This window comes from Streptomyces sp. NBC_00158 (genome assembly GCF_045160885.1).
Classification (GTDB): domain Bacteria; phylum Actinomycetota; class Actinomycetes; order Streptomycetales; family Streptomycetaceae; genus Streptomyces.
Genome location: NZ_CP108161.1, coordinates 6,643,668 through 6,656,273, shown reverse-complemented (window position 1 = coordinate 6,656,273; position 12,606 = coordinate 6,643,668). Strand labels below are relative to the sequence as shown.

Sequence of the window (12,606 nt, the reverse complement as noted above, 5' to 3'; positions counted from 1 at the left end):
TTAGAAATATGACTAGTAGTCAGACCTCGAAGAAGCAAGACCTCCCGCCGACCGCGTGGGCGGTGCTCGGCCTGCTGTCGTTCCCCGGCGAGCGCACCGGCTACGAGCTGAAGAAGTGGGCGGACTCCTCCCTCCGCTTCTTCTACTGGTCGCCCGCGATCAGCCAGATCTACGCCGAACTGCGCCGCCTGGAGGAACTGGGCTACGCGTCCTCCGCGCGCTCGGGGCCCGAGGAGGTCCGCGCCAAGCGCCGCTACGCCATCACGGAGGCGGGCCGCGAGGCCCTCTCGGGCTGGGCCTCCGACACCGCCGACGCCGGCCCGCCGGTGCTCAAGCACGGGCTGCTGCTGCGGATCTGGCTGGGTCACCTGGCCGAGCCGGAACGGCTGCGCGCGATGGTCGAGGACCACGTGGAGCGGACACGCGGCGAGCTGGCCGCCGTACGGGAGGCCATGGGCCACGCGGCGGACGTACCGGAATGGGCCTTCCCGGTGCTCGCGCTGCGCTGGAGCGAGCGGCAGCACCTGGCCGAGCTGGAGCTGGCCGGGGCCCTGCTCGACGACCTCCGCGAGGCCGCGGAAGGGGCCGCCGGCGCCGGTGCTCCGGCGCCCGGGACGGCTCTGCGTCAAGCCGGCGGGGACGCGCCCACGCAGGGGTGACGCGACACGGTGCCCCGGGCCCGCCGGGCGGCGCACACCCCTGGCGGGAAGCGGCCGGAGGGCTTCCGCGGGCCCCTGCACGACCGGTCCCATCGCGGGCGGGGCGCACTAGCATGCGTCCTCACCGCGCGCGGCCGGTCGGGACACCGCGACCGCGCGGGGAGCCGCCCTCGACGGAAGCGAGAGAACCTTGACTTTCCTCACCATCGGTCACCGCGGGGTCATGGGTGCGGAGCCGGAGAACACCCTGCGGTCGTTCGTCCGCGCGGAACGCTGCGGAATGGACGTCATCGCCCTGGACGTCCGCCTCAGCAAGGACGGCGTCCTGGTCGTGCTGCACGACGCCGAGGTCGACCGCACCACGAACGGCGCGGGCGCCGTCGCCGACCTGACCCTCGCCGAGCTGCGCGAACTCGACGCCGGCCAGGGTGAGCGGGTGCCGGTCCTGGAGGAGGTCCTGGACGCCGTCCGGATCCCGCTCCAGGTGTCGGTGCGGGACCGCGCGGCCGCCACCGCGCTGGCGGAGCTGATCGTGCGCCGCGACCTGGTCTCCCGGGTGGAGGTGGCCTCCGGTGACGGCGAGGTGCTCGCGGTGGTCGCCCGGCACGCCCCCGGCGTCCGGACGGCCCTGCACCCGGAGCGGCCCGGCGCGGCCGCCGAGGACCTCGTGGACCTGGCGCTGGCGGCGGGCGCCCGTACCGTGGCCCTGGACATCCGCCGGCTCACCCTGGAGACGGTGGAGGCGGCCCACGCGGCGGGGCTGCGGGTGACGGGCCGGACGGTCAACACGCTGGACCAGCTGCGGCTGGCGCGGGCCCTGCAACTGGACGGCGCCGCCACCGACTTCCCGGAGATCCGCAGCACCGGCCGGTTCACCGCCTGAGCGGTCCGGGCGTAAGGGCGTAGGGGCGTACGGGCGTAGGGACGTCCGGGCTGGTCAGAGTGCCTTGACGAGCAGCTCGAAGGCCAGGTCGTCGCGGAGCGGGACGCCGAAGCGCTCGTCGCCGTACGGGAACGGGCTCAGCTCGCCCGTGCGCTCGTAGCCGCGGCGCACGTAGTAGGCGATGAGCTCCTCCCGTACGTTCACCACGGTCATCCGCATCTGCTTGGCGCCCCAGGTCTCGCGGACCCGGCGCTCGGCCTCGGCCAGGACCTCCTTGCCGAGGCCGGCGCCCTGGAGCCCGGGGCGGACGGCGAACATGCCGAAGTACGCGTGGTCCCCGCGGTGTTCGAGCTGGCAGCAGGCGACGAGCTCGCCCGCGCGCTCGACCACCAGCAGGATGCCGTCCGGGTCGGCGATGATCGCGCCCACGCCCTGCGGGTCGGTGCGCTGCCCGTCCAGGAAGTCGGCCTCCGTCGTCCAGCCGGCCCGGCTGGCGTCGCCCCGGTAGGCGGACTCGACGAGGGCCACCAGGTCCGGTACGTCCGCCTCCACGGCGCTGCGGAAGCTCAGGGCGGCGGCGGGCTGGGCGGTCGGCATCGGGGGCTCCGTTCATCGCGGCGGCATATGACATGCCTGGTACGGCACGCAGAGCCTATCCCGGGTCGGCGTGAGGGCGGCGTGAGCAGGGAATCCCTTCTGCTGACGCCGACGAACCGGGAGGTTCCGCCGTGCACGGATCCGCGCTGCCCCTCACCCTGGCCTGGATGCTCGTGGTGCTGTGCGCCGCGAGCGGCGGGTACTGCCTGCTGCGGGCGCGCAGAGCGGACCGGAGCACGCGCGGGGCGGCCGCCGGCGAGGCGGTGATGGGCTTCGGGATGGCGGCGATGGCGCTGCCGGCGGGCACCGGCCCGTGGGGGCCGCAGGTGCTGCTGGCCGTCTTCTGCGGGGCGGCGCTGCACGCGCTGTGGCTGCTGCGCGGCGGGGTGCACCACGCGCACCACCTGGTCGGCTCGCTGGCGATGGCGTACATGGCGCTCGCCATGACCGCCGGGCACGGGCACGGCCGGGCCGGGCTGCCCGCGGTGACGGGGGCGCTGCTGCTCTACTACGCGGGCTACGTGCTGCTCGGCGGGGCCCGGCTGGTGACGGCGGGCGGTGCGTCCCAGACGCTGCCGGCGGTCCGGGGAGGGGCCCCGGGCGGGGCCGGGGACCTGACGCGGGCCTGCCGACTGGCCATGGGTACGGGGATGTTGGCGATGCTGCTGGCCATGTGAGGCCCCCGGCACGGCCGTCGGGGCGCGGGCGGAACGTGTCCTGCGTCACCAATGCCCCGAGCCCGTACCGGTGGGCGGCGCCGCGCTCATAGGCTTGCGGACATGATGGTCCCCGCCGCTCTCCTGCTGCTCGGCGCACTGACCGCTGTGCTCGCGCCCCGCCTGCTGGCCCGGGCCGAGTGGCCCGACCGCGAACCGGTGGTCGCGCTGTGGGTGTGGCAGTGCGTGGTGGCCGCGACCCTGCTGTGCCTCGCGCTGTCGATGCTGCTGAGCGCGGCCGCCGCCTGGCAGGCGGTCCGGGGCCGGCTGTTCGCGGCGGCCCCGCACGGGGTGGTCGACGCGTACGCGCTGGGGGCGGAGGGCGGCCCCTGGGCCGCGGGTACGGCGCTGGCGCTGGCCTGCGGGGGGCTGTGGACCGGGGCGATGCTGGCCCGGGAGGTGTTGCGGGCGCGGGCCCGGCGGCGCGCCCGGGGGGCCGAACTCCTGGTCCGGGCGCCGCTGCTGCCCGGCGAGGATCCGGCCGCGGCGCGGCTGGTGGTGCTGGAGGGTCCGCGTCCGGAGGCCTGGTGGCAGCCCGGGTCGGCGCCGCGGCTGGTGGTGACCACGGCGGCGCTGGGACGGCTCAAGGGCAGCCAGCTCGACGCGGTGCTCGCGCACGAGCAGGGGCACGTGGCGGCCCGGCACGACTGGCTGCTGCACTGCTCGCGGGCGCTGGCGCAGGGGTTCCCGCAGGTTCCGGTCTTCGCCGCGTTCGAGGCGGAGATGCACCGGCTGGTGGAGCTGGCCGCCGACGACGTGGCCTCGCGCCGCTACGGGCGGCTGACCATCGCCCTGGCCCTGGTCGGGCTGAACGAGGACCGGGGCGTCTTCGGCCCGTGCGGGCCCGAGCAGGCGCACGTCCCGCAGCGGGTGCGGCGGCTGCTGTCGGCCGCCCCGCGCCTGTCGCCGGCCCGCCGGCTGCGGCTGGCGGCACTGGCCGCGCTGGTCCCGGCGGTTCCCCTGCTGGTGGCCTTCGTACCGGGGCTGAGCGCGCTGGCCTGATCCGCGCGGTCCGCGTGCTGACAGGATCAAGGGCATGTGGAACACGTGGCTTTCGAGGGCCGGGGCGGGCTGCGCGCTCCTCGCGGCCGTGCTGACCGGGCTGGTGGTGACGGGCTGGCCGCCCTTGATCTCGTACGACGACCGGCTCGCGCGGTACCTGCACGCGTACGCCGTCACCCACGGCGGGGTCACCCACCTCGTACGGGTCCTCTCCGACTGGCTCTGGGACCCGTGGACGATGCGCGCCCTGGCCGCCGCGGCCTGCCTGTGGCTCTGGCGGCGCGGGGACCGTCCGCGGGCGGTGCGGGTCGGGGCGGCGGTGCTGGCGGCCGCGGCGGTGCAGCAGGGGCTGAAGGCGCTGACCGGCCGGGCCCGCCCGGAGTGGCCGGATCCCGTCGCGACGGCCCATTTCGCGGCCTATCCCTCGGGGCACGCGATGACGGCCACGGTGGTGTGCGGGCTGCTGCTGTGGCTGCTGCCCGCGAAGGCGCCCGCGGGAGCGGTGGCCGCGGCCCGGGCGGTGGCGGCCGTTTCGGTGCTCGGGGTCGGCTTCACCCGGCTCTACCTGGGCGTCCACTGGTTCTCGGACGTGCTCGCGGGCTGGCTCCTGGGCGTGGCCGTGGTGGCGCTCGCGGCGTTCCGGTACGCCTGCCCGGGGCGATCCCCCGCGTCGCCCCGAGCAGACGGTCCCGCGCGCTGAGTATATTGGCTCGGAGCCAGTCAACGCAGGAGTAAGCATGGTCCCGCGCAGCCCGTCGGTCAATGAAGAATTGCGCAGACGTTCACGGGAGCGGCTGCTGCAGGCTACGGTCGAACTGGTCGCCGAACGCGGGTACGAGGCGACGAAGCTCGGCGACATCGCCGACCGGGCGGGCGCGGCGCGCGGCCTGGTCTCGTACTACTTCCCCGGCAAGCGCCAGCTGCTCCAGTCGGCCGTGCACCGGCTGATGCACCTGACGCTGGAAGCGGCCCTGGAGCGCGAGCCGCGCACCGACGACGGGCGGGAGCTGCTGGCCCGGGCGATCGACGCGATCCTGGGGCTGGCCCGGGACCAGCCGCGGCTGATGCGCACGCACATGGCGGGCATCCTCCAGGCGGACGGGTTCATCCGGTGCCCGGAGCAGCAGCGGCTGGCGGAGCTGCTGCGGGGGGCCGTCGCGGCGTACGGTTCGGCGGACGTGGACACCGACTACCCGCTGCTGCGGGCGCTGCTGATGGGCGCGGTGGTCGCGGTGCTGCTGCCGGGGGCGCCGATGCCCGCGGCCCGGCTGCGGGCGGAGCTGTTCCAGCGGTACGGGCTGGACTGGGAGCTGGGTGTCCCGCCGGACGGGGGTCCGCCCGGCGGAACGTTTCCCCGCTAGTGCGGGGCGGGCGTGGTCAGTGGTACTCGGGCTGGCTCTGCACGTTGAGCCGGTCCATGCGCACCCACTTGGCGCTCTCGGTGCGCCAGTCGTCGAGCCTCAGCACGTCGAGGCCCTTGACGATGTCGTTCGAGTAGATGTGCCCGTTGTAGTAGTACGCGGACCACGAGCCGCCGAGGCCCAGCTGGTCGGTGGTCAGCGGGCCGCGCTCGAAGTAGCCGATCTCCTTGGGGGCGGTGGAGTCGGTGAAGTCCCAGACCGAGACGCCGCCCTGGTACCAGGCCTGGACCATGATGTCGCGGCCGCCGCCGACCGGGACCAGCGAGCCGTTGTGGGCGACGCAGTTCTCGGTGTCGGCCTGGTGGCGCGGGATCTTGAAGTAGCCCTTGAAGACCAGTTTGCGCTGGTCGCCGCGGCCGGTGATGTCGTAGATGCCGTCGGCGCCCCGGTTGGGGCCGGTGGCCTCGTTGCAGGTGGCGCCGCCACCGCCGCCGAGCTCGTCGGTGAACACCACCTTGTTCGCCCGCTCGTTGAAGGTCGCCGAGTGCCAGAACGCGAAGTTGACGTTGTCCTGGACGCGGTCGATGACCCTGGGCCGTTCCGGCCTGCTGATGTCGAAGAGGATGCCGTCGCCCATGCAGGCGCCCGCGGCCAGGTTCTTGGACGGCAGCACGGTGATGTCGTGGCAGCCGGTGGTCTTGGAGACCCCGGGGTTGGTCGGCGCGCCCGGGTTGCCGCCGTCCGGGAAGAGCACCGGGAAGCCGACGACGGCGGCCTGGGTCGGTGCCTTCTTCGGGACCTTGACCACGGAGATGCCGTCGTGCGGCGGCTTGCAGTCCGGGAAGGCCTCGTTGGGCGAGTACGAGGAGACGTAGAGGTAGATGTCGCGGCCGCCGGGCACCAGGGTGTGGGTGTGGGACCCGCAGGCGGTCTCGACGGACTTGATGTACTTGGGGTTCCGCTTGTCCTTGATGTCGAAGATCTTGATGCCCTCCCAGGAGGACTTCTCCGTCGCGGGCTGCGAGACGCTGTTGCAGGAGTCGTCGCTGCGGGAGGAGTCGGTGGAGAGGAAGAGCAGGTCGCCGGAGACCGAGATGTCGTTCTGGCCGCCCGGGCACAGGACCTGGGTGACGACCTTGGGCGACTTGGGGTTGGCGATGTCGTAGATGGTGAAGCCGTCGTAGCTGCCGGCGTAGGCGTAGTCGCCCTGGAACGCCAGGTCGGAGTTGATCCCGGCCGGGTTGGCGCTGGGGATGTTGGCCAGCGGTTTGATGTTGGCGCTGTGCACGATCTCGTCCTTGCCGGGGATCTCCCCGGGGGCGAGTTCGCGGCCTTGGGCGGGGGCGGTGCTCTGCCGGGATCCGGCGCCCGGGGTCAGGTCGCCCGGATCAGGTGTGGCGGCCGCCGGTCCGGCGGTGGCCAGGAGCGTGGTGAGGAGTCCGGCGGCGGCCAGGGCCGCCCCCAGACTCCGGTGGCGCACTCTGACGCTGTGCTGCGAGGTCACTGTGCCTCCCGTGGGGGCCCGTACGTTTCGCTCCCGTGGGGAACGGAACCTGGACCCCGGCAGTATCTTGCTTTTCATGGACATGGCAAACGCATTACTCGGCCGATTCCTGGGGGCGGCGCTGACCGCCGGCCTCCTCCTCACCCTCACCGGCTGCCAGGACGGCGACGCCGGCCCGCGCGCGGCGGGCGACGGCTCGCCGGTGGTCGTGGCCCCGGGCAAACCGGGCGGCCCGGCCCGCACCCTGACTCCCGAACAGGCCGCCGGGGAACGTCCCGACGACAGCCCCAACGCGGCCGACCACGCCTACGTGCGGCACATGGTCGAACACCACCGGCAGGCCCTCACCATGAGCGCCCTCGCCCCCGGCCGGGCCTCGGCGGACGGGGTGAAACGGCTCGCGGAGCGGATCTCGGCCGCACAGGGGCCCGAGATCGGCGCCATGGAGAAGTGGATCTCCCGGTACCCGGCGCCCGGCGGCGACTCCGGCGGCCACGACCACGCCGCGATGCCCGGCATGGCGACGGAGCAGCAGCTGGCGGAGCTGACCGCGGCCAAGGGCGCCGACTTCGACCGGCTGTTCCTGCGGCTGATGACCGCCCACCACCAGGGGGCGCTGAAGATGGCGGGCGAGGCCCTCGCCCAGGGCAACAACGTCGCCGTGGAGGAGATGGCGAACGAGGTCGTGGCCACCCAGAGCGCCGAGATCGAACGGATGCGCGCGTTGGGCTGACGGGTCCGGGGGCCGGTGGCATCCTGGGAGCACCTGCGGGAGGAGTACCGCCGTGCTTCGTGTCGCCGTCGTCGGTTCGGGCCCCAGCGGGGTCTACGCCGCCCAGACGCTGGTCCAGCAGCGGGAGGTGCCGGGGGTGCGGGTCGACGTGCTGGACCGGCTGCCGGCCCCCTACGGCCTCGTGCGGTACGGGGTGGCCCCCGACCACGAGAAGATCAAATCGCTGACCGGAAACCTACGGTCGGTACTGGAGGACGAGCGGATCCGCTTCCTCGGCGACGTGGAGGTCGGCGGCCCGGGGCTGACCACCGCGCGGCTGCTGGAGCTGTACCACGCGGTGGTCTACTGCGTGGGAGCCGCCCGCGACCGGATGCTCGGCATCCCCGGCGAGGAACTGGCCGGGGTGCACTCCGCGACGGCCTTCGTGTCCTGGTACAGCGGCCACCCTGACGCCAGCCCCTTCGACCTGGGCGGGGTCCGCTCGGCGGTGGTGGTCGGCGCCGGCAACGTGGCGGTGGACGTGACGCGGATCCTGGCCCGGGGCGTGCCCGAGCTGGAGCCGACCGACATGCCGCAGGCGGCGCTGGGCGTACTGGCGGACAGCGGGGTGCGGACGGTGTCGATGGTGGCCCGGCGCGGCCCCTCCCAGGCCAGGTTCACCACCAAGGAACTCCGTGAACTGGGCACGCTGCCCGGGGTCGGCACCCGCGTGGACCCCGCCGAGCTGGCCCTCGACCCGGCGTACGCAGGCCAGGACGCGGCGGCGGCGCTGCCCGCGGCGGTACGGCGCAACCTGGACGTGCTGCGCGGCTGGTCCGCGGACGGCGGAGCGGGCGCCGGAGCGGACGGCGGCGAGGCGGCCGCGGCCCCGGCCCGGGACATCCGGCTGCGGTTCTACCTGCGGCCGGTGGAGGTGCTGGGCGGGCCCGACGGCCGGGTCCGCGGGCTCCGCTTCGAGCGCACCGCCCCGGACGGCCGGGGCGGGGTGACCGGTACGGGCGCGTACGAGGACGTCGGCGCCGAGCTGGTGCTGCGCTCGGTGGGGTACCTGGGCGTGCCGCTGCCCGGCCTGCCCTTCGACGCGGCCACCGGGACCGTGCCGCACGCGGCGGGCCGGGTGGTGCGCGACGGCCGGGCCTCGGTGGGCGAGTACGTGGCGGGCTGGATCAAGCGCGGCCCGACCGGGGTGATCGGCACCAACCGGCCGTGCGCCAAGGAGACGGTGTCCTCGCTGCTCCAGGACGCGGGCGCGCTGGCCCGGCGCGACCTCCCCGCGGACCCCCTGGAGGCCCTGCGGGCGGCGGGCCTGCGCCCGGTGGAGTGGCCCGGCTGGCTGTCCATCGAAGCGGCCGAGGAGGCCCTGGGCCGCTCCCTGGGCCGCCGCTCGGTGAAGATCCCCGACTGGGCGGGCCTCCGCGCGGCGGCGGGCCCCGCGTAGGGTGACCGGTTCCGTGGTGGCCGCGGCCCCCTAAGAGGCGTCGGGGGCCCTAGGAGGCGTCGGGGCCCCGGTTCTCCTCGGTCGTGGCGGCCGTCAGGATGCTGTCCAGGAGGCCCGGGAAGCGGGACTGGAGGTCCTCGCGGCGCAGGCCGTTCATCTTGGCCGTGCCGCGGTAGGTCTGGCGGACGACGCCGCTCTCGCGCAGGACGCGGAAGTGGTGGGTGGTCGTGGACTTGGTGACCGGCAGGACGAAGTCGGAGCAGGCCAGTTCGGCGTCCGTGGAGGCGAGTTCGCGGACGATGGACAGCCGCATCGGGTCGGAGAGGGCGTGCAGGACGCCCTCCAGCCGGATCTCGCACGACTCGGGGTGGGCGAGGGCGCGGGCCGTGTCGCGTTCCGTCATGTCCTGCTCCGCTCGTTCGGCTCGGCCGAGGGTTCCCCTCGTGGATTCCCATCGTACGAGAGTCGTCGTAGGACGGGGCGGGGTGCGGCGCCGGGGCGGCCGGCGCCGCACCGGGGTCACCAGCTGCGGTGGTACTGGTCGGGCGTGGGGATCTCCGCACCCAGCTCGACGGCCGCGCGGCGGGCCCAGTACGGGTCGCGCAGCAGCTCGCGGCCGAGGAGGACGGCGTCCGCCTCCCCGTTGGCGAGGACCTTCTCGGCCTGCTCCGGCTCGGTGATCAGGCCGACGGCGGCGACCGGGAGGGTCGTCTCGGCCTTGACGCGGGCGGCGAAGGGCACCTGGTAGCCGGGGCCGACGGGGATCCTGACGTGCGGGGCGAGGCCGCCGGTGGAGACGTCGAGGAGGTCGACGCCGTGCTCCTGGAGCAGCCGGGCCAGCCGGACGGTCTCGTCGGCGGTCCAGCCGTCCTCCTCCAGCCAGTCGGTGGCGGAGATCCGGAAGAACAGGGGCAGCTCCTCGGGCCACACCGCCCGTACGGCGTCGACGACTTCGAGGGCGAAGCGGGTGCGGTTCTCGAAGGAGCCGCCGTAGGAGTCGGTGCGCCTGTTGCTGTGCGGGGAGAGGAACTCGCCGATGAGGTAGCCGTGGGCGCCGTGGATCTCCAGGACCTCGTAGCCGGCCGCGAGGGCGCGAACGGCGGCGGCCGCGAACTGGCCGGTGATCTCGTGGATCCGCTCGGCAGTGAGCTCGTGGGGCACCTGGTAGCCCTCGTCGAACGGCACGGCGCTCGGGGCGACGGACTGCCAGCCGTGGCCCTCGGGGCCGACGGGGCGGCCGCCCTTCCAGGTGCGCTCGGTGGAGGCCTTGCGCCCCGCGTGGCCGATCTGGATGCCGGGGACGGAGCCCTGGGACTTGACGAAGGCGGTGATCCGGCGGAGGGCCTCGACCTGGGTGTCGTTCCAGATGCCGAGGTCGTAGGGGCTGATGCGGCCCTCCGGGGCGACGGCGGTGGCCTCCTGGATGATCAGGCCGGTGCCGCCGGTGGCGCGGGCCGCGTAGTGCGCGAAGTGCCAGTCCAGGGCCACGCCCGCGTTCGGTCCGAAGGCCTCGGCGCTGTACTGGCACATCGGGGCCATCCAGACGCGGTTCGGGATGGTGACCGAACGCAGGGTGTAGGGCTGGAACAGGGCGGCGAAGGCAGCGGGTGCAGCACTCATGGGGCTCTCCATACGTGACCGGACGCGCACCGGGGTCGGCGCTAAGTACGAGGAACACCGTACTACGAAAACTCCCGTAGTACGAGCCCCTTCGTACAACGACCTCCGCCCGCCCGGAGCCATCGAACAGGTCTTCGACGGCGCGGCCTGCCCGACCGCCGTCCGCGGTCGGGTGCAGACTGGCTGGAAAGCTGCCGTGAAGGACAACGACGTCCGGAGGTGTCGGCCATGACCGACGTGGTACTGCTCGCGGGGACCCGCAAGGGCCTCTTCATCGGCCGCCGCCGGGGCGGGAGCCCCTGGGAGTTCGACGGACCGCACTTCAACGCCCAGGCCGTCTCGGCCGTGGCCGTGGACACCCGGGGGCCGCTGCCCCGGCTGCTGGTCGGCGGGGACAGCTCGCACTGGGGGCCGTCCGTCTTCAGCTCGGACGACCTGGGCGCGACCTGGCACGAGCCCGCCGCGCCCGCCGTGAAGTTCCCCAAGGACACCGGCGCCTCGCTGGAACGGGTCTGGCAGCTGCACCCGGCCGGTCCGGAGGCCCCGGACGTGGTCTATGCCGGGACGGAGCCCGCCGCGCTCTTCCGCTCGGCCGACCGGGGCGAGTCCTTCGAGCTGGTCCGGCCGCTGTGGGAGCACCCGACCCGCTCGGAGTGGGTGCCGGGCGGCGGCGGCGAGGGCCTGCACACGGTGATCACCGACCCGGCCGACGCGGACGCCGTCACGGTGGCCGTCTCCACCGCCGGGGTGTTCCGCACCCGGGACGGCGGGGCGAGCTGGGAGCCGTCCAACCACGGGGTCTCTGCGGTGTTCCTGCCGGACCCGGACCCGGAGTTCGGCCAGTGCGTCCACAAGATCGCCCAGGACGCCGGGGACCCCGGGCGGCTCTACCTCCAGAACCACTGGGGGGTCTACCGCAGCGACGACGCGGGCGCCGCGTGGACCGACATCGGTTCCGGGCTGCCCTCCGACTTCGGCTTCGCCGTGGCCGCCCACCCGCACCGCCCGGACACCGCGTACGTCTTCCCGCTGAACGCCGACTCCGACCGGGTCCCGGCCGAGCACCGCTGCCGGGTCTTCCGCACCCGGGACGCGGGCGCCACCTGGGAGCCCCTCTCCAAGGGGCTGCCGGCCGGCGACCACTACGGCACCGTCCTGCGCGACGCCCTGTGCACCGACGACGCCGACCCGGCGGGCGTCTACTTCGGCAACCGCAACGGCGAGCTGTACGCCAGCCACGACGACGGCGACAGCTGGCAGCTGCTCGCCGGCCACCTGCCGGACGTGCTCTGCGTACGGGCGGCCGCGCTGCCCTGAGGCCGCGGGCGGGACCGGCTGTCGGTGTGGGCCAGTAGAGTGATCACCCATGGCAGCACGACCGTTGAACGAGATCGTCGAGCCGGGCTGGGCCCGCGCTCTGGAGCCGGTGGCGGGGCAGATCGCCACCATGGGCGACTTCCTGCGCACCGAGATCGCGGCAGGCAGAACGTACGTCCCGGCAGGGGCGAACGTGCTGCGCGCGTTCCAGCAGCCCTTCGACGAGGTGAAGGTACTGATCGTCGGGCAGGACCCCTACCCGACCCCCGGGCACGCGATGGGCCTGTCCTTCTCGGTCGCCCCCGAGGTGAGCCCGTGGCCGCCCAGCCTGGACAACATCTTCCGGGAGATGCACGCGGACATCGGCACGGGCAGGCCGCTCAACGGCGACCTGACCCCGTGGACCCGGCAGGGCGTGCTGCTGCTGAACCGCTCGCTGACCACCGCCCCGCGCAAGCCGAACGCGCACCGAGGCAAGGGCTGGGAGGCGGTCACCGAGCAGGCGATCCGCGCCCTCGCCGCACGCGGCAAGCCCCTCGTCTCCATCCTGTGGGGCAGCGACGCCCGCCGGCTGCGGCCGCTGCTGGGCAGCCTGCCGGCCGTGGAGTCGGTCCACCCCTCTCCCATGTCCGCCGACCGCGGCTTCTTCGGGTCCCGTCCGTTCAGCCGGACCAACGAGCTGCTGGTGGGGCAGGGTGCGGAGCCCGTCGACTGGCGCCTGCCGACAGTCAGTTGAACCGTATATGACATTGAACTACGACATTCAATGGATAAAT

The 12,606-nt window shown here is 74.0% G+C and carries 14 protein-coding genes; 10 read left to right on the top strand and 4 right to left on the bottom strand.

Features of this window, described 5'->3' with window-relative positions:
* Window positions 1-8 precede the first annotated feature (8 nt).
* Together OG553_RS30495 and OG553_RS30490 are read left to right on the top strand one after the other, a co-directional pair.
* A complete protein-coding gene (locus tag OG553_RS30495) occupies window positions 9-659 on the top strand; it encodes a PadR family transcriptional regulator (protein ID WP_405982055.1) in 651 nt (216 codons plus the stop codon).
* Window positions 660-849: 190 nt separating this feature from the next.
* Window positions 850-1,542 carry a glycerophosphodiester phosphodiesterase gene (locus OG553_RS30490; protein ID WP_405982054.1) on the top strand — a complete coding sequence of 231 codons (693 nt, stop codon included), beginning with the start codon at window positions 850-852 and terminating at the stop codon, window positions 1,540-1,542.
* 54 nt (window positions 1,543-1,596) lie between these two features.
* Here OG553_RS30490 and OG553_RS30485 read toward each other — a convergent pair whose 3' ends face one another.
* Window positions 1,597-2,139: a GNAT family N-acetyltransferase gene (locus OG553_RS30485; RefSeq protein WP_405982053.1), complete on the bottom strand. Its 543-nt coding sequence runs from the start codon at window positions 2,137-2,139 to the stop codon at window positions 1,597-1,599.
* Between the two features lie 131 nt (window positions 2,140-2,270).
* Here OG553_RS30485 and OG553_RS30480 point away from each other — a divergent pair, with 131 nt between their 5' ends.
* From OG553_RS30480 to OG553_RS30465, 4 genes are all read left to right on the top strand, one after another.
* Entirely contained in the window at window positions 2,271-2,816 is a 546-nt protein-coding gene (locus OG553_RS30480) for a DUF5134 domain-containing protein (protein ID WP_405982052.1), read from the top strand.
* A gap of 102 nt (window positions 2,817-2,918) precedes the next feature.
* Window positions 2,919-3,857, top strand: a complete 939-nt coding sequence (locus OG553_RS30475) for a M56 family metallopeptidase (RefSeq protein WP_405982051.1) — start codon at window positions 2,919-2,921, stop codon at window positions 3,855-3,857.
* A 34-nt stretch (window positions 3,858-3,891) separates the two neighbouring features.
* A complete protein-coding gene (locus OG553_RS30470) occupies window positions 3,892-4,557 on the top strand; it encodes a phosphatase PAP2 family protein (RefSeq protein WP_405982050.1) in 666 nt (221 codons plus the stop codon).
* Window positions 4,558-4,594: 37 nt separating this feature from the next.
* Window positions 4,595-5,218 carry a TetR/AcrR family transcriptional regulator gene (locus OG553_RS30465; RefSeq protein ID WP_405982049.1) on the top strand — a complete coding sequence of 208 codons (624 nt, stop codon included), beginning with the start codon at window positions 4,595-4,597 and terminating at the stop codon, window positions 5,216-5,218.
* Between the two features lie 16 nt (window positions 5,219-5,234).
* Here the strand turns inward: OG553_RS30465 and OG553_RS30460 are convergent, their stop codons facing one another.
* Window positions 5,235-6,722: an LVIVD repeat-containing protein gene (locus tag OG553_RS30460; RefSeq protein WP_405982048.1), complete on the bottom strand. Its 1,488-nt coding sequence runs from the start codon at window positions 6,720-6,722 to the stop codon at window positions 5,235-5,237.
* 76 nt (window positions 6,723-6,798) lie between these two features.
* Here OG553_RS30460 and OG553_RS30455 point away from each other — a divergent pair, with 76 nt between their 5' ends.
* Together OG553_RS30455 and OG553_RS30450 are read left to right on the top strand one after the other, a co-directional pair.
* Complete coding sequence (locus OG553_RS30455; RefSeq protein WP_405982047.1) at window positions 6,799-7,455, top strand: DUF305 domain-containing protein; 657 nt, start codon at window positions 6,799-6,801, stop codon at window positions 7,453-7,455.
* A gap of 52 nt (window positions 7,456-7,507) precedes the next feature.
* The gene (locus tag OG553_RS30450) at window positions 7,508-8,893 is read left to right on the top strand and encodes an FAD-dependent oxidoreductase (protein ID WP_405982046.1); all 1,386 of its coding nucleotides are present in this window, start codon (window positions 7,508-7,510) and stop codon (window positions 8,891-8,893) included.
* 49 nt (window positions 8,894-8,942) lie between these two features.
* Here OG553_RS30450 and OG553_RS30445 read toward each other — a convergent pair whose 3' ends face one another.
* Both OG553_RS30445 and OG553_RS30440 read right to left on the bottom strand, forming a co-directional pair.
* The gene (locus OG553_RS30445) at window positions 8,943-9,296 is read right to left on the bottom strand and encodes an ArsR/SmtB family transcription factor (protein ID WP_405982045.1); all 354 of its coding nucleotides are present in this window, start codon (window positions 9,294-9,296) and stop codon (window positions 8,943-8,945) included.
* Between the two features lie 116 nt (window positions 9,297-9,412).
* Window positions 9,413-10,513, bottom strand: a complete 1,101-nt coding sequence (locus OG553_RS30440) for an NADH:flavin oxidoreductase/NADH oxidase (protein WP_405982044.1) — start codon at window positions 10,511-10,513, stop codon at window positions 9,413-9,415.
* A gap of 228 nt (window positions 10,514-10,741) precedes the next feature.
* On the opposite strand from OG553_RS30440, the gene OG553_RS30435 reads away from it, so the two are divergent.
* Both OG553_RS30435 and OG553_RS30430 read left to right on the top strand, forming a co-directional pair.
* Entirely contained in the window at window positions 10,742-11,830 is a 1,089-nt protein-coding gene (locus tag OG553_RS30435) for a WD40/YVTN/BNR-like repeat-containing protein (protein ID WP_405982043.1), read from the top strand.
* Between the two features lie 49 nt (window positions 11,831-11,879).
* Window positions 11,880-12,566 (top strand): uracil-DNA glycosylase, encoded by a 687-nt coding sequence (locus OG553_RS30430; protein ID WP_405982042.1) that lies wholly within the window; start codon window positions 11,880-11,882, stop codon window positions 12,564-12,566.
* The last annotated feature ends 40 nt before the right edge of the window (window positions 12,567-12,606 follow it).